The following is a 17,022-nucleotide window of genomic DNA, read 5'->3' as shown; positions in this document are numbered from 1 at the left end:
GAGCCCCTTATTAATAATTAGTTACTCTGCACTGCGTAGCGATATTTCTCCGCCGATAAATGGCTTAATAACACCATTTTGCTCAAGCAATAACGCACCTTGCTGATCGATACCGCGAGCAGTGCCGAATATTTGCTGCTCACCGATTAATAGCTTAACAGGCCGATCAATAAAGTTATCTAACGCATGCCAGCGTGAAATAAAGGGGGTCAAACCCTCAATCTCAAACTGACGCAGCGATTGGCGCAACTCATTAAGCAAAGTCGCAGCCAGCTCATTGCGATCGATATTAATACCCGCTTCCTGCAGGTTTATCCAACCCTGATTAATTGCATTGGCATTGGTTTCACGCATGGCTAAATTGATACCGGCACCAATGACGAGCTGTGCCGCATCACCGGTTTTCCCCGTTAATTCGACCAAGATACCCGCCAACTTACGATCGTTAAGGTATAAGTCGTTCGGCCATTTGACTCTGACATCCTCCGCACCGAGGCCTTGCAACACTTCGGCCATTACTATGCCAATCACCAGGCTCAAACCCATTGCAGCTGCCGGCCCTTGATCAAGACGCCAAAACATCGAAAGATACAGATTGGCACCAAATGGAGAGATCCATTGGCGTCCACGCCGGCCACGTCCTGCTTGCTGATACTCAGCAACACAGGCATCACCCGACTGCAGTTCAGCAATGCGATCCAGCAGATATTGATTGGTAGAATCCACGACCGGCAACACGGTGACACGCTTATCGGCCAGTCGACTGAGAATACGTTCAGCATCCAACAATTGGATTGGGCCAGGCAAGCTGTAACCTTTTCCCGGTACGGTAAACACGTCCAGGCCCCACTCGCGGATGGTCTGGATATGCTTGTTAATGGCTGCACGGCTCATACCGAGTAGCTCACCAAGGTGCTCGCCAGAATGGAAACCGCCATCGGCCAGTATCGCAATCAGCTTGAGGGGAACTTTGGTATCCTTCATGACAGAACCTCTACGGCGTTCAACTCACCATCCTTACCGATAAAGCGAACTTCTGGCTCTAACCATACATCAAACTTTTTCGCTACGGTATTGCGCACATGGCGTGCCAAGGCGACCACGTCCTGACTGGTGGCATTATCCACATTAACCAGTACAAGCGCCTGCTGACTGTGTACCTCCGCCCCCCCCATCTGATGGCCTTTCAACTGACACTGGTCGATCAACCAACCTGCAGCCAACTTCATCTGACCATCCTGCTGTGGGTAATGCGGCATCCCAGGATATTCGGCCATCAGCGCAGTAGCCTTTTCACTACTGACCAACGGATTTTTGAAGAAACTGCCGGCATTACCCATCACCTTAGGATCCGGCAGCTTACTGCGACGCATGGCGCACACTGAGTCAAAGACCTGACGCGGGGTCACCGTGTCCGGATCCAGCTTTGCCAGATCGCCATAATTAAGCATCGGGTTCCATTGCTTGTTCAGGCGTAAGCCTACGCCAACAATGATGTGCCCCTTCTGAAAATGATGTTTGAAAATGCTTTCACGGTAGCCAAACCCACAATCTGACGCCGGAATGCGATCGATAGCTCCCGTACTCAGATCCAATAGATCAACGTAGTCACATACGCTCTTGAGCTCGATGCCATAGGCGCCGATATTCTGAATGGGGGCAGAACCGACCAGGCCAGGGATCAGAGCCAAATTTTCCAGGCCAGGAATGCTGATATCAAGAGTGCGACAAACCAGGCCATGCCAATTCTCACCGGAGCTGACATGGAGAAACCAGGCATCTTTTTCTTCTCTGATATCGATGCCTTTTAATTGATTGATCATGACCGTACCGGCAAAGTCCTCAAGAAACAGGACGTTACTTCCTTCACCGAGTACCAGCAGCGGCTCTTGGCGCTTCTGCGTTTTCTGCCAAACCTTGATCATCAATTCGATGGTGTTGGCAATGACCAGATGCGCTGCGTTGACCGGGAGCGCAAAGGTATTGTGGCTTTTTAATGACGCGCTTTCAGTAGACATAACGATAAATACCTATACGGAAATGAACCTCCACCTAGTCTACTCGATTCGGCACGTCAGGCTAATATTTGTTTTCATTGATATTGCTTTTATCTGGAGAACATCAACGGATTAAATATTTCTAATTGTTTTATAAGGTAATTTCTATATAAATTAATTAGGTAATACATCAATGACAATAATTAAGATGATTAATCACGATTTTCTTAAAGACAGGCTAATTGCTATAAACCTAAAACAATTCTATTCAATTTGACTTATATTCATCCGAGAACAGTTATGTTTTTTAAATATTGTTCATATTTATAACCATAAGTATAACGAGGAGGGATTTATTCACAGGATATTGTCGAGGATCGGCTATCCAGGTACCGACTGGCTGCGCCATTTTTTCTTTTCCGCATAGCAAAAAGGCCATCCTTACGGATGGCCTCTTGGCTTGATTGATGCCTGGCAGTGTCCTACTCTCGCATGGGGAGACCCCACACTACCATCGGCGCTACGGCGTTTCACTTCTGAGTTCGGCATGGGGTCAGGTGGGACCACCGCGCTATTGCCGCCAGGCAAATTCTGTTTCATTCTAACCGCTACTCACGTAGCCATCAGAACCAATCTCGGAACTTCGCTGAAAATCTGTCTCTCTAAAACACCTTTGGTGTTGTAAGGTTAAGCCTCACGGATCATTAGTACTGGTTAGCTCAATGCATCGCTGCACTTACACACCCAGCCTATCAACGTCTTAGTCTTAAACGTTCCTTCAGGGGCCTTAAAGGCCCAGGGAAGACTCATCTCGAGGCAAGTTTCGCGCTTAGATGCTTTCAGCGCTTATCTTTTCCGCACTTAGCTACCGGGCAGTGCCATTGGCATGACAACCCGAACACCAGTGGTGCGTTCACTCCGGTCCTCTCGTACTAGGAGCAACCCCTCTCAATCTTCCAACGCCCACGGCAGATAGGGACCGAACTGTCTCACGACGTTCTAAACCCAGCTCGCGTACCACTTTAAATGGCGAACAGCCATACCCTTGGGACCTACTTCAGCCCCAGGATGTGATGAGCCGACATCGAGGTGCCAAACACCGCCGTCGATATGAACTCTTGGGCGGTATCAGCCTGTTATCCCCGGAGTACCTTTTATCCGTTGAGCGATGGCCCTTCCATTCAGAACCACCGGATCACTAAGACCTACTTTCGTACCTGCTCGAGCCGTCACTCTCGCAGTCAAGCTAGCTTATGCCTTTGCACTAACCTCACGATGTCCGACCGTGATTAGCTAACCTTCGTGCTCCTCCGTTACTCTTTGGGAGGAGACCGCCCCAGTCAAACTACCCACCAGACACTGTCCTCACCCCGGATTACGGGGCCGAGTTAGAACATCAAACATTAAAGGGTGGTATTTCAAGGTTGGCTCCACGCAGACTGGCGTCCACGCTTCAAAGCCTCCCACCTATCCTACACATCAAGGCTCAATGTTCAGTGTCAAGCTATAGTAAAGGTTCACGGGGTCTTTCCGTCTTGCCGCGGGTACACTGCATCTTCACAGCGAGTTCAATTTCACTGAGTCTCGGGTGGAGACAGCCTGGCCATCATTACGCCATTCGTGCAGGTCGGAACTTACCCGACAAGGAATTTCGCTACCTTAGGACCGTTATAGTTACGGCCGCCGTTTACTGGGGCTTCGATCAAGAGCTTCGCCTTGCGGCTGACCCCATCAATTAACCTTCCAGCACCGGGCAGGCGTCACACCGTATACGTCCACTTTCGTGTTTGCACAGTGCTGTGTTTTTATTAAACAGTTGCAGCCAGCTGGTATCTGCGACTGGCTTCAGCTCCGAGAGCAAGTCTCTTCACCTACGCGCCAGCGTGCCTTCTCCCGAAGTTACGGCACCATTTTGCCTAGTTCCTTCACCCGAGTTCTCTCAAGCGCCTTGGTATTCTCTACCTGACCACCTGTGTCGGTTTGGGGTACGATTCTGTGTTACCTGATGCTTAGAGGCTTTTCCTGGAAGCTTGGCATCAACTACTTCTGCACCGTAGTGCATCGTCATCACGCCTCAGGGTTGAATAAGTCACCGGATTTACCAGGTCACTCCCCCTACACGCTTAAACCGGGACAACCGTCGCCCGGCTAGCCTAGCCTTCTCCGTCCCCCCTTCGCAGTAACACCGAGTACAGGAATATTAACCTGTTTCCCATCGACTACGCCTTTCGGCCTCGCCTTAGGGGTCGACTCACCCTGCCCCGATTAACGTTGGACAGGAACCCTTGGTCTTCCGGCGAGCGGGTTTTTCACCCGCTTTATCGTTACTTATGTCAGCATTCGCACTTCTGATACCTCCAGCAACCCTCACAGGTCACCTTCAACGGCTTACAGAACGCTCCCCTACCCAACAACGCCTAAGCGTCGCTGCCGCAGCTTCGGTGCATGGTTTAGCCCCGTTACATCTTCCGCGCAGGCCGACTCGACCAGTGAGCTATTACGCTTTCTTTAAATGATGGCTGCTTCTAAGCCAACATCCTGGCTGTCTATGCCTTCCCACATCGTTTCCCACTTAACCATGACTTTGGGACCTTAGCTGGCGGTCTGGGTTGTTTCCCTCTTCACGACGGACGTTAGCACCCGCCGTGTGTCTCCCGTGATAACATTCTTCGGTATTCGGAGTTTGCATCGGTTTGGTAAGCCGGGATGGCCCCCTAGCCGAAACAGTGCTCTACCCCCGAAGATGAGTTCACGAGGCGCTACCTAAATAGCTTTCGGGGAGAACCAGCTATCTCCCGGTTTGATTGGCCTTTCACCCCCAGCCACAAGTCATCCGCTAATTTTTCAACATTAGTCGGTTCGGTCCTCCAGTTAGTGTTACCCAACCTTCAACCTGCCCATGGCTAGATCACCGGGTTTCGGGTCTATACCTTGCAACTATTCGCCCAGTTAAGACTCGGTTTCCCTACGGCTCCCCTATACGGTTAACCTTGCTACAAAATATAAGTCGCTGACCCATTATACAAAAGGTACGCAGTCACCCAACAAAGTAGGCTCCCACTGCTTGTACGTACACGGTTTCAGGTTCTATTTCACTCCCCTCGCCGGGGTTCTTTTCGCCTTTCCCTCACGGTACTGGTTCACTATCGGTCAGTCAGGAGTATTTAGCCTTGGAGGATGGTCCCCCCATATTCAGACAGGATGTCACGTGTCCCGCCCTACTCATCGAACTCACAATTAATGCATTTTAGTGTACGGGACTATCACCCTTTACTGTGCGACTTTCCAGACGCTTCCACTAACACAAGAACTGATTCAGGTTCTGGGCTCCTCCCCGTTCGCTCGCCGCTACTGGGGGAATCTCGGTTGATTTCTTTTCCTCGGGGTACTTAGATGTTTCAGTTCCCCCGGTTCGCCTCATACGACTATGTATTCATCGTATGATAGTGCAACGAATTGCACTGGGTTTCCCCATTCGGGTATCGCCGGTTATAACGGTTCATATCACCTTACCGACGCTTATCGCAGATTAGCACGCCCTTCATCGCCTCTGACTGCCTAGGCATCCACCGTGTACGCTTAGTCACTTAACCTCACAACCCGAAGGTGTTTCTGTAAACAGAAAACACTGTCGTGCTGTTTATTTGAGAGACTCTATGACAGGTTAATCCTTACCCCAATAGTTCTACGGAGGGATAAGTTTCAGCTGTCATGTTTCAATTTTCAGCTTGTTCCAGATTGTTAAAGAGCAATATCTTAAACACGACTCGCAAGAGTCATCTTTAAGATGTTTTCGGTTATTGCTAACCGGTGATAATGTCTTTCACTCATTATCGGATGGCGTCCCCAAGGGGATTCGAACCCCTGTTACAGCCGTGAAAGGGCAGTGTCCTAGGCCTCTAGACGATGGGGACACAAAATCCGATTAAACCAGGGTTTAACCGTTTCTCGTATCAGCATGAGTCAGTGACTCATTACATCAACAGGTAGCGCTTTGCTCGTTACTTTTCATCAGACAATCTGTGTGAGCACTTCACGCAATCAATATCATTAGGTAAGGAGGTGATCCAACCGCAGGTTCCCCTACGGTTACCTTGTTACGACTTCACCCCAGTCATGAATCACAAAGTGGTAAGCGCCCTCCCGAAGGTTAAGCTACCTACTTCTTTTGCAACCCACTCCCATGGTGTGACGGGCGGTGTGTACAAGGCCCGGGAACGTATTCACCGTAGCATTCTGATCTACGATTACTAGCGATTCCGACTTCACGGAGTCGAGTTGCAGACTCCGATCCGGACTACGACGTACTTTATGAGGTCCGCTTGCTCTCGCGAGTTCGCTTCTCTTTGTATACGCCATTGTAGCACGTGTGTAGCCCTACTCGTAAGGGCCATGATGACTTGACGTCATCCCCACCTTCCTCCGGTTTATCACCGGCAGTCTCCTTTGAGTTCCCACCATTACGCGCTGGCAACAAAGGATAAGGGTTGCGCTCGTTGCGGGACTTAACCCAACATTTCACAACACGAGCTGACGACAGCCATGCAGCACCTGTCTCAGAGTTCCCGAAGGCACTAAGCTATCTCTAGCGAATTCTCTGGATGTCAAGAGTAGGTAAGGTTCTTCGCGTTGCATCGAATTAAACCACATGCTCCACCGCTTGTGCGGGCCCCCGTCAATTCATTTGAGTTTTAACCTTGCGGCCGTACTCCCCAGGCGGTCGACTTAACGCGTTAGCTCCGGAAGCCACGCCTCAAGGGCACAACCTCCAAGTCGACATCGTTTACAGCGTGGACTACCAGGGTATCTAATCCTGTTTGCTCCCCACGCTTTCGCACCTGAGCGTCAGTCTTTGTCCAGGGGGCCGCCTTCGCCACCGGTATTCCTCCAGATCTCTACGCATTTCACCGCTACACCTGGAATTCTACCCCCCTCTACAAGACTCTAGCTTGCCAGTTTCAAATGCAGTTCCCACGTTAAGCGCGGGGATTTCACATCTGACTTAACAAACCGCCTGCGTGCGCTTTACGCCCAGTAATTCCGATTAACGCTTGCACCCTCCGTATTACCGCGGCTGCTGGCACGGAGTTAGCCGGTGCTTCTTCTGCGAGTAACGTCAATGCACAGTGCTATTAACACTGAACCCTTCCTCCTCGCTGAAAGTGCTTTACAACCCGAAGGCCTTCTTCACACACGCGGCATGGCTGCATCAGGCTTGCGCCCATTGTGCAATATTCCCCACTGCTGCCTCCCGTAGGAGTCTGGACCGTGTCTCAGTTCCAGTGTGGCTGGTCATCCTCTCAGACCAGCTAGGGATCGTCGCCTAGGTGAGCCATTACCCCACCTACTAGCTAATCCCATCTGGGCACATCTGATGGCATGAGGCCCGAAGGTCCCCCACTTTGGTCCGAAGACGTTATGCGGTATTAGCTACCGTTTCCAGTAGTTATCCCCCTCCATCAGGCAGTTTCCCAGACATTACTCACCCGTCCGCCGCTCGTCACCCGGAGAGCAAGCTCTCCTGTGCTACCGCTCGACTTGCATGTGTTAGGCCTGCCGCCAGCGTTCAATCTGAGCCATGATCAAACTCTTCAATTAAAAGCTTGATTTGCTTCAACTCGTGAAGCGATGCTCGAAAATTAACTTTCGTAATAATCAGACCGTTGACGAATCAACCGACTGACTTATTGCTTGGTCACTCTTCAAGACTTGATATTTTTTCGAACCCGAAGGTTCTGGATATCGTCTTGTGGAGTGCCCACACAGATTGTCTGATAAATTGTTAAAGAGCAGTGAGTTAGGTTGCTAACTCGAGGTGGCGTATATTACGCTTTTCACCTGAAGAGTCAAGCTTTTTTCTTATTAAGAAACGGTGTTTTCACCGGCTTGAATCTTTCTGGCTGGGCGACTGGTTCTCGTTAGAGGAGTCGTTGTTCCCGGTCAGTGGAGGCGCATTATAGGGAGTTCTCAGAAGGCCGCAACCCCTAAATGCAAAAAACTTTTCAAGCGCGGTATTTTTCGACAAAACGCTGCACAAGCCAGCGTTTTCGTCACTTTTCATACTGAATATGGCCAAACTCCTGGGCAAAACGTTCCACTTGCTGCCAATCGGTGTACTCCACTTCTTTACTGCTGTCTGTTTCGCCCCCGGTCATACGCATAATAAGTTGAATCATTACGCGATCGAGCCAGCGATAACGTGGATAACGCAGTGCGCCGGCAAACACGGCGCACTGTTTTGGCTGCCAAGGCGACGCCAGCAGGAACTTGCGGGTATAAGCATTGGTCTGTGGGGAACGCTTGTCCGCTTTACGGGCGGTCAGGTTGACGCTAAAGAATGCGCTCGGCATGCGGTTCAATTGTTCGGCATGACGTTTGACGAACTTTTCCAATGTCGGATGGAAATGGCCATAACGCACCGATGCGCCAATCAACACCTGCTGATACTGCGTGAGGTCAATATTATCCGCCTGCAGCAAATCGATCACATCGCAGCGCAGCGTATCCTGCAGTTTGTTTGCTATATAAGAGGCGATAGAACGTGTTTGCCCATCACGGCTAGAATAAAGAATCAGTGCCTTCACGGCGTTACTCCTTTTATCAAGGTCATTCGCGCCAGAACGTCGGCGTAAACAGAACCAGCAGTGTAAAGACCTCAAGGCGACCGAACAGCATCGTCAGAACCAGGATCCACTTCGCCGGTGCAGGCATAGTAGTAAAGTTATCTGCCACCACCCCCAACCCCGGCCCCAGGTTGTTCAGCGTCGCCGTCACAGCAGCGAAGGCAGAGAAATCATCCACACCGGTTGCGATAATGGCCAGCATGCTGACGATAAAGACCAATGCATAAGCCGAGAAGAATCCCCATACCGCCTCCAGGATCCGTTCCGGCAGTGCGCGGTTACCCAATTTGATAGTGTAAACCGCGTTAGGGTGCACCAGCCTTTTTAACTCACGCGAGCCCTGCAAATAGAGCAACAGAATACGAATCACTTTCAGGCCACCGCCCGTCGAGCCGGCACAGCCGCCGATAAAGGCAGAGCAAAGCAGCAACATCGGCAAGAATAACGGCCACTTGGAAATGCTGTCGGTAGTAAAGCCGGCCGTCGTCGCCATCGACACCACCTGGAAGAATGCCTGATTGAGCGTTTCCATACCGGTTTTGTAAACGCCATGCCCCCAGAGTACCCCAGTGCAGACCACCACCAGCGTCAACTGGACGGCGATAAACATGCGAAACTCAGGGTCACGCCAGTACACTTTCAGGCTGCGTCCGCTCAACAAGGCAAAGTGCAGGCCGTAGTTACAACCGGAGATCAGCAGGAAAATAGCAATAATGGTGTTGATGGTGGGACTGGCGTAGTAACCGATGCTGGCATCGTGGGTAGAGAAGCCGCCAATGGCGATGGTCGAGAAGCTGTGGCCTATGGCGTCGAACATCGACATGCCGGCCCCCCAGAGCGCCAACGCGCAGGCAATGGTCAGCAGAACGTAAATCAGCCACAGGGTTTTAGCCGTTTCGGCAATGCGCGGGCGCATTTTGTTATCTTTCAGTGGACCCGGCATTTCTGCCCGGTACAACTGCATCCCCCCGACACCGAGGATCGGCAGTATCGCTACGGCCAACACGATGATCCCCATCCCGCCCATCCATTGCAGCATCTGCCGATAGAACAAGATGGCTTTGGGCAACGAGTCTAACCCCACCAGCGTTGTCGCCCCCGTGGTGGTCAAGCCGGAAAACGACTCGAAGAAGGCATCGGTCAGCGACAGGTTAGGCCGCTCCGAAAATAAAAACGGCAATGCCCCGACGCTGCCCAGCACCGTCCAGAACAGCACCACGATCAAAAAGCCTTCCCGCGGCTTCAACTCGTGCTTTTGTTTACGGTTAGGCCACCACAGCATCAGGCCAATGGTTACCGCCACAAAGAAGGTCTGGCTGAACGCCCGCCCCGCCCCATCGCGGTATATCAATGCCACCAGACCAGGAATAAACATCGTCCCGGAGAACAGGATGACCAACAAACCCACGATACGGGTAATAGCGCGAAAATGCATTTCAGCACGATCCTTAGCAATTCAGTTGGGGGGAATTATTGCGAAATGGGGGTTAATTGCAAATTACCGCGACTGAGATCACGTAATTTATCCCCGAACGCCTCAACGCCGGTGACAGGCAAAGCCAGATGCAGCATGACGGAGGCACCATATTCCCCCTGTACAATCCGCCCTTCTGTTTGCTGCAACAGATTCTCTACCAGCGCCAACTGAGCATAGTCGCATTGCAAAGTATATTCGGCCTGCGGGATCTTGTGGCTCACGGCCAACTGTTTTAATGCCTGCTGCACCCCGCTGCCGTAGGCTCTCACCAAACCGCCGGTGCCCAACTTGATACCGCCGTAGTAACGTACCACTACGGCGGTGATTTCGCCTATGCCACTGCCCATGAGCTGCGCAAGGATAGGTTTACCCGCCGTGCCGGAGGGCTCCCCGTCATCGGAGAAGCCTAATTGCTGAGAATCGGTCGGCGGCCCGGCGACAAATGCCCAGCAATGATGCCTGGCTGCCGGGTGCTCATCACGTACCTGCTGGATAAACGCCTTGGCCGCATCAACCCCGCTGGTCGGCGCCAGCAGGGTGATAAAACGGCTCTTCTTGATTTCCTCGCTGACGCTAATGGGGCCTGCGGGGATCGGATAAGGCTGCATCAGGCCAGGTTCAGATCGCGCGTCATGTTCTCAATGCGCTTTTCATGGATCACGATATTGTCTTCAATACGGATACCACCATAAGGTTTCAGCGCATCAATGCGATCCCAGGCAAAGTGCTGGCTGAATTCGCCGCTGCGCCACGGTGCCAGCAGGGATTCAATAAAGTAGAGGCCAGGTTCGATGGTCAACACCATGCCAGGTTGCAATACGCGGGTGCAGCGCAGGTATGGGTATTTCGATGGCGCCGCCAGATGGGTACCCTGTTCATCCTGCATAAAACCGGCTGAGTCGTGCACCTGCAGGCCCAGAGGGTGGCCCAAACCGTGCGGCAGGAACGGCGTGGTGAGCCCTTGTTCCACCATGGCTTCTTCGCTGATACCGCTCACCAGTTTGTGGCTCTTGAGCAATTTGGCGATGCGTTGGTGCATCTGCACATGATAATCGGTGTAACGCACACCGGCTTTGATGGTTTCCATCAGCGCCAACTGTTCGCTATTAAGATCTTTAACCAACTGGGCGAAATCGCTACCGCTCTGGCCAGCATAAGTACGAGTCAGATCGGCCGCATAGCCGTTATATTCCGCACCAGCATCGATCAAGAAGCTCAGCATTTCAGCCGGCGGTTGGTGATCCAGCGTGGTGTAATGCAGTACAGACGCATGCTCATTCAGCGCAACGATATTGTCGTAAGGCACATCGGTGTCGCGATGGCCTGTCGCCGTGAGATAAGCCAGGTTGATATCAAACTCACTCATGCCTGACAGGAAAGCTTCGTGGGCAGCACGATGCCCCATAACCGCGGTCTTCTGCGCTTCACGCATGCAGGCCAGCTCGTAGCCGGTTTTGATTGAGCGATGGAAGTCGAAGTAGTTCAGCACCGCTTTAGGGTTGACGTTTTCTGCCGAAATACCGAGATCGCGAGCGCGCTGTTGCGCATAACCGATATAGCCCACGCGCTCACGCTGGGCTGGCAGCTGCTGAGCGATATCGTCGGCATTGGCCAACGGCATCAGTTCAACAGATTTGGTCCAGAAACTGTCCGGCAGCGGCTCAACGCTATGCCAGTAATCAACCGGCGAATAGAACCACAGCTTCGGTTTGTTAACGCCGTCCACCCACAGCCAGCAGTTTGGGACCGAAGTCACCGGCACCCAAGCTTTAAAATGCGCATTCACTTTGAACGGATAACTGCGGTCGTCCTGGAATATCCGCTGCAGTTCCCCGGAGTGAATCAGCAACGCGTCCAGTTTGTTGCGCGTTAACACTTCACGCGCCCGTTTTTGCAGTTCTGCCAGGTGGTCGTTATACAAAGAAGCCAGTGTTTCCATCACAATACCCTTTTACATACCATTAGAACGGAATGCCTCATCTTAGCACACCGTTCCTGCGCACCAACCTCATCACCTCTGGCATGCGGGGCGCTTCGCAAATCACTGTAAATGTCGTTACATCCGCAGCTTAACAATTAACCAGGCGATAAAACCTGACGAGGCGATCGCGGCGGCCCACAGACCGTGATGTTCAAGCAAAACAGCGCCGGCCGCAGCAATACCCGCCAAGCACTGCTGCAGAAATCCGCACAACGCCATGGCATAGGCACCCTGCTCTTTGGCATCGCTGACGGCCATCGCCATACTGTTAGGAAACAATACCGCCTGGCCAAAAATCGTCAGGCAGTACAGCACGATGAATAACGTCATGCCGGAAAGCCCCACCAGCACGCCACTCCACCACAGCAGCATGATCGCGACGGTCGTCATAGCGACAATACTCGCTCCCACCTGCATTAGCCGTTTGCCGCCGAAACGAGCCACCGTCCGGTTCACCGCCATCGCCCCGGTAAAGTAAGCTACGCCGATCACCAATCCTAGCGCCCCAAAGGCCGTCACGTTCAGACCAAACCCCTGCTGCATAATAAACGGGCTCACCTCTTGCAGGGTCACCGTGGTTGCGAACCCCAATCCGCCGACGCAGGCCGGCCAGAAAAACCCCGGCCGACGCAAAATGCGCCAATAGGCCGTGGCCATGGGTGGACGAGGCCCCGCAGCCCTGCCGGCTTCCAACGGCAGCGTCTGCATAAGCAGCAGGATCGCCAACCCGGTCAGCCCCATCAGTACAAAGCCCATTTGCCAGTGCGAATATTGGCTAAGCAACCCACCGATAAACTGCCCGCCGCCCAATGCAGCGATAAAAGCAATCGACAGCACCGAAAGGCGCCGTGCCAGCTCGTCGCCGCTCCAGTTATCGCGAACAATAATGCGTGCGATGATCGCGGCGCCCCCGGCGGCGATACCCTGCAGTGCCCTCAGCACCAATAATTGGGTGCCATTGCTGCAAAACGCCAGCAGCGCGCTGCAAGTGATAAACAACGCCAACGACAACGTCAGCGGCAGGCGCCGCCCAAAGCGATCGGCTGCCGCCCCCCAGAACAGCACCGGCAGCGCGGCGCCAATGACGAATATCGATATCGATAGCTCGGTGGCACGACGCGTCATCGACAACTCCTGCATCACCGTCGGTAACGAAGGCAGATACACCGTTGTCGCCATCTGCGCCATGAAGACCAGCAAGCAGGCCAGCGTCATGGTTCTGGCGGGAAGACTCCAAAACCCACTCTGTTTTGCACATACCGCTTTACTCATTTCGCACCTCTGGGTGTTTAGCACTCCGCTCCGGCAAGTGTATGAGGGGTTTCCGACACCAGCAAATCACCATAACGCATAAAATATAACTTCGTTTTAAATCAAAATCATAACCCAAAGCCATGTGATCCGACCTGCAAAAATGCAATCTCTCATTTGCATATTGTTAACATAAAAACCACACTCCTCATCATCTGGTCATACCAGATCAAACGCTGATTCAGGAGATAGACATGCTCTACCAAGGCGAAACATTACAACTGCACTGGCTCGACAACGGCATCGCCGAGCTGGTGTTCAATGCCCCAGGTTCTGTAAACAAGCTGGATACCCGCACCGTTGCCAGCCTGGGCGAAGCGCTCACGGTTTTGGAAAAGCAGACCGAACTGAAAGGCCTGCTGCTGCGTTCCACGAAAGCCGCCTTTATTGTCGGCGCCGATATCACCGAGTTCCTTTCTTTGTTTGCGGCTCCAGCTGAAAAACTGCAGGAATGGCTGGTCTTTGCCAATAGCATCTTTAACCGGTTGGAAGATCTGCCGGTGCCGACCATTTCGGCCATTAACGGCTATGCGCTCGGCGGCGGCTGCGAATGCATTTTGGCAACCGACTTCCGCGTCGCCTCACCGGATGCGCGCATTGGCCTGCCGGAAACCAAACTGGGTATCATGCCCGGCTTTGGCGGTTCCGTCCGTCTGCCACGCCTGTTGGGTAACGACAGCGCTCTGGAGATCATCGCCGCCGGTAAAGACGTCAGCGCCAAAGACGCCCTGAAAGTCGGCCTGGTGGATGCCGTGGTCGCCCCGGAAAAATTGGTCGATGCCGCCCTGAAAATGCTGCAACAGGCGATCGACGGCAAACTGGATTGGCGCGCGTATCGTCAGCCAAAGCTCGAGCCGTTGAAGCTTAGCCCAATCGAAGCCGCGATGAGTTTTACCACCGCCAAAGGCATGGTGATGCAAACCGCGGGCAAACATTACCCGGCACCGATGACCGCGGTCAAAACCATTGAAGCCGCCGCCAAACTGGGCCGTGACGAAGCGTTGAAGTTGGAAACCGCCAGCTTTGTACCCTTGGCCCGCTCTAAAGAAGCACGCGCACTGGTCGGCATCTTCCTCAACGATCAGTTCGTGAAAGGTCAGGCGAAGAAGCGAGCGCTGAATGCTGAAGCACCGAAGCAGGCAGCAGTATTGGGGGCCGGCATCATGGGCGGGGGCATCGCCTACCAGTCCGCGCTGAAAGGCGTGCCGGTGATCATGAAAGACATCAGCGACAAATCCCTGACGCTCGGCATGAACGAAGCCGCCAAGCTGCTGAACAAGCAACTGGAGCGTGGCAAGTTGGACGGCATGAAGATGGCCCAGGTGCTGTCGACCATTCAGCCAACGCTGGACTATGCAGGTATCGAGCGCGCGCAGGTGATTGTCGAAGCCGTGGTCGAGAATCCCAAGATCAAGGCGGCAGTGCTGTCCGAAGTGGAAGGCCTGATTGGCGAAGATACCGTCCTGGCGTCCAATACCTCAACCATTCCCATTAATCACCTGGCGAAATCGCTGAAGCGCCCGCAAAATTTCTGCGGCATGCATTTCTTTAACCCGGTACACCGTATGCCGCTGGTAGAAATCATCCGCGGCGAGCAGACCAGCGACAGCACCATCGCTGCCGTGGTGGCCTATGCCAGTCGCATGGGTAAAACGCCGATTGTGGTGAATGACTGCCCGGGGTTCTTCGTCAACCGCGTGCTGTTCCCGTATTTCGCCGGTTTCAGCCTGCTGCTGCGCGACGGGGCGGACTTCCGCCAGATCGACAAAGTGATGGAAAAACAATTTGGCTGGCCAATGGGCCCGGCTTATCTGCTCGACGTGGTGGGGATTGATACCGCACACCATGCCCAGGCAGTGATGGCTTCCGGTTTCCCTGAGCGTATGAGCAAAGATTACCGTGACGCTATCGACGTGATGTTCGATAACCAGCGTTTCGGTCAGAAAAATCAGTTGGGCTTCTATCGCTATAGCCAGGACAACAAAGGCAAGCCGCGTAAAGACAACGATGAGCAAACCGATGCGCTGTTGGCGAGCGTCAGCCAGCCACGTCAGACCATCAGCGACGAAGAAATTATCGCCCGCATGATGATCCCGATGATCAATGAAGTGGTGCGTTGCCTGGAAGAAAACATCATCGCCAGCCCGGCCGAGGCCGATATGGCACTGGTCTACGGCATCGGTTTCCCGCCGTTCCACGGGGGAGCATTCCGCTACCTGGATACGCTTGGCACCACCCATTACGTCGAACTGGCCCAGCGTTATGCGCACCTTGGCGCTCTGTATCAGGTGCCTGCCGGCCTGCGCGCCAAAGCCGAACGTAATGAAAGCTACTACCCGGTGGCAGCGCCGCTGTCCGATGTCTCCACTGGCCAACCGGCATGAGGTCATAAAGATGGAAAACGTAGTTATTGTTGATGCCGTACGCACGCCGATGGGCCGCTCCAAGGGCGGCGCCTTCCGCCAGGTACGTGCCGAAGATCTTTCCGCTCACCTGATGCGCGCCGTACTGAGCCGTAATGCTGCGTTGGACGCAGCCGAAATTGACGACATTTACTGGGGCTGTGTGCAACAGACGCTGGAGCAGGGCTTTAACATCGCCCGTAACGCCTCGCTGCTGGCAGAGATCCCGCACAGCGTACCGGCAGTGACCGTCAACCGGCTATGCGGTTCCTCCATGCAGGCGTTACACGACGCAGCACGCGCCATTATGGTCGGCGACGCACACGTCAGCCTGATTGGTGGCGTCGAACATATGGGCCACGTACCTATGAACCACGGCGTGGATTTCCACCCGGGGCTCAGCCGCAGCGTGGCAAAAGCCGCCGGCATGATGGGCCTGACCGCCGAGATGCTGGCCAAGATACACAATATCAGCCGTCAGATGCAGGACGAGTTTGCCGCGCGTTCGCACCAACGTGCACATGCCGCCACCCTGGCCGGCTACTTCAAGAATGAAATTATTCCCACCACCGGCCACGATGCCGATGGCGTGCTGACCCGTTATGACTTCGACGAAGTGATCCGCCCGGAAACCACCGTCGAAAGCCTTGCGGCGCTGCGCCCGGCATTCGACCCGGTCAACGGCACCGTGACCGCCGGCACCTCTTCGGCCTTGTCCGACGGGGCATCCGCCATGCTGCTGATGAGTGAATCTCGTGCCAAAGCGCTCGGTCTGAAAGCCCGTGCACGCATTCGCTCGATGGCGGTAGTCGGCTGCGATCCGTCCATTATGGGCTACGGCCCGGTGCCTGCCAGCAAGCTGGCGCTGAAGCGCGCCGGACTGACCGTACAGGATATCGACCTGTTCGAACTGAACGAAGCCTTTGCTGCACAGTCCTTGCCTTGTATCAAGGATCTGGGCCTGCTGGACAGTATCGACGACAAGATCAACCTGAACGGCGGCGCCATTGCGCTGGGTCACCCGCTGGGTTGCTCGGGTTCCCGCATCTCGACCACCCTGCTGAACAACATGGAACGCCGCGATGTACAGTTCGGTCTGGCGACCATGTGTATTGGCCTGGGCCAGGGGATTGCCACCGTCTTTGAACGCGTTTAGCTGTGTCTCTTTGGCCTGACTGCGTCACACTTTAAACCGCAGCATGCCAACAAGTTTAGTTGCCGTACTTCCCGC

General features: G+C 53.6%; 9 protein-coding genes, 1 tRNA gene and 3 rRNA genes. 2 read left to right on the top strand and 11 right to left on the bottom strand.

Features of this window, described 5'->3' with window-relative positions; all coding sequences use genetic code 11:
• Positions 1-21 precede the first annotated feature (21 nt).
• The 11 genes from birA to LQ945_RS14590 all read right to left on the bottom strand — a co-directional run bounded on the left by birA (position 22) and on the right by LQ945_RS14590 (position 13,350).
• Positions 22-984 carry a bifunctional biotin--[acetyl-CoA-carboxylase] ligase/biotin operon repressor BirA gene (gene birA / locus LQ945_RS14640; protein ID WP_044554733.1) on the bottom strand — a complete coding sequence of 321 codons (963 nt, stop codon included), beginning with the start codon at positions 982-984 and terminating at the stop codon, positions 22-24.
• Positions 981-2,018, bottom strand: coding sequence for a UDP-N-acetylmuramate dehydrogenase (murB, locus tag LQ945_RS14635; protein WP_270101063.1), 1,038 nt, complete (start codon positions 2,016-2,018; stop codon positions 981-983). The genes birA and murB overlap by 4 nt, the downstream gene beginning before the upstream one ends.
• Before the next feature lie 448 nt (positions 2,019-2,466).
• Positions 2,467-2,582 (bottom strand): 5S ribosomal RNA (gene rrf / locus LQ945_RS14630).
• 98 nt (positions 2,583-2,680) lie between these two features.
• A 23S ribosomal RNA gene (locus LQ945_RS14625) occupies positions 2,681-5,590 on the bottom strand.
• Between the two features lie 245 nt (positions 5,591-5,835).
• Positions 5,836-5,911, bottom strand: a tRNA-Glu gene (locus LQ945_RS14620).
• 141 nt (positions 5,912-6,052) lie between these two features.
• A 16S ribosomal RNA gene (locus LQ945_RS14615) occupies positions 6,053-7,595 on the bottom strand.
• The 16S, 23S and 5S rRNA genes sit together here with 1 tRNA gene alongside, the layout of an rRNA operon.
• A 452-nt stretch (positions 7,596-8,047) precedes the next feature.
• A complete protein-coding gene (gene hemG, locus LQ945_RS14610; protein ID WP_262240192.1) occupies positions 8,048-8,581 on the bottom strand; it encodes a menaquinone-dependent protoporphyrinogen IX dehydrogenase in 534 nt (177 codons plus the stop codon).
• Positions 8,582-8,603: 22 nt separating this feature from the next.
• Positions 8,604-10,055, bottom strand: a complete 1,452-nt coding sequence (gene trkH, locus LQ945_RS14605) for a Trk system potassium transporter TrkH (protein ID WP_020824856.1) — start codon at positions 10,053-10,055, stop codon at positions 8,604-8,606.
• 35 nt (positions 10,056-10,090) lie between these two features.
• Positions 10,091-10,705: an IMPACT family protein gene (locus LQ945_RS14600; RefSeq protein ID WP_262240191.1), complete on the bottom strand. Its 615-nt coding sequence runs from the start codon at positions 10,703-10,705 to the stop codon at positions 10,091-10,093.
• Positions 10,705-12,036, bottom strand: coding sequence for a Xaa-Pro dipeptidase (pepQ, locus tag LQ945_RS14595; RefSeq protein ID WP_270101062.1), 1,332 nt, complete (start codon positions 12,034-12,036; stop codon positions 10,705-10,707). The genes LQ945_RS14600 and pepQ overlap by 1 nt, the downstream gene beginning before the upstream one ends.
• A 117-nt stretch (positions 12,037-12,153) precedes the next feature.
• The gene (locus LQ945_RS14590) at positions 12,154-13,350 is read right to left on the bottom strand and encodes an MFS transporter (RefSeq protein ID WP_270101061.1); all 1,197 of its coding nucleotides are present in this window, start codon (positions 13,348-13,350) and stop codon (positions 12,154-12,156) included.
• Between the two features lie 233 nt (positions 13,351-13,583).
• On the opposite strand from LQ945_RS14590, the gene fadB reads away from it, so the two are divergent.
• Complete coding sequence (gene fadB / locus LQ945_RS14585) at positions 13,584-15,773, top strand: fatty acid oxidation complex subunit alpha FadB (RefSeq protein ID WP_269935328.1); 2,190 nt, start codon at positions 13,584-13,586, stop codon at positions 15,771-15,773.
• A gap of 10 nt (positions 15,774-15,783) precedes the next feature.
• Positions 15,784-16,947 (top strand): acetyl-CoA C-acyltransferase FadA, encoded by a 1,164-nt coding sequence (gene fadA / locus LQ945_RS14580; protein ID WP_044554467.1) that lies wholly within the window; start codon positions 15,784-15,786, stop codon positions 16,945-16,947.
• The last annotated feature ends 75 nt before the right edge of the window (positions 16,948-17,022 follow it).

The organism is Serratia liquefaciens, from assembly GCF_027594825.1.
Taxonomy (GTDB): domain Bacteria; phylum Pseudomonadota; class Gammaproteobacteria; order Enterobacterales; family Enterobacteriaceae; genus Serratia; species Serratia liquefaciens_A.
Note: the sequence above shows the minus strand (reverse complement) of the source record. Positions and strands in the feature narration are given on the sequence as shown.

What these genes read in the sequence shown, in the direction of transcription:
- birA (WP_044554733.1), bottom strand. Translation starts at nt 984, where the DNA reads ATGAAGGATACCAAAGTTCCCCTCAAGCTGATTGCGATACTGGCCGAT.
- murB (WP_270101063.1), bottom strand. Translation starts at nt 2,018, where the DNA reads ATGTCTACTGAAAGCGCGTCATTAAAAAGCCACAATACCTTTGCGCTC.
- trkH (WP_020824856.1), bottom strand. Translation starts at nt 10,055, where the DNA reads ATGCATTTTCGCGCTATTACCCGTATCGTGGGTTTGTTGGTCATCCTG.
- LQ945_RS14600 (WP_262240191.1), bottom strand. Translation starts at nt 10,705, where the DNA reads ATGCAGCCTTATCCGATCCCCGCAGGCCCCATTAGCGTCAGCGAGGAA.
- pepQ (WP_270101062.1), bottom strand. Translation starts at nt 12,036, where the DNA reads ATGGAAACACTGGCTTCTTTGTATAACGACCACCTGGCAGAACTGCAA.
- LQ945_RS14590 (WP_270101061.1), bottom strand. Translation starts at nt 13,350, where the DNA reads ATGAGTAAAGCGGTATGTGCAAAACAGAGTGGGTTTTGGAGTCTTCCC.
- fadB (WP_269935328.1), top strand. Translation starts at nt 13,584, where the DNA reads ATGCTCTACCAAGGCGAAACATTACAACTGCACTGGCTCGACAACGGC.
- fadA (WP_044554467.1), top strand. Translation starts at nt 15,784, where the DNA reads ATGGAAAACGTAGTTATTGTTGATGCCGTACGCACGCCGATGGGCCGC.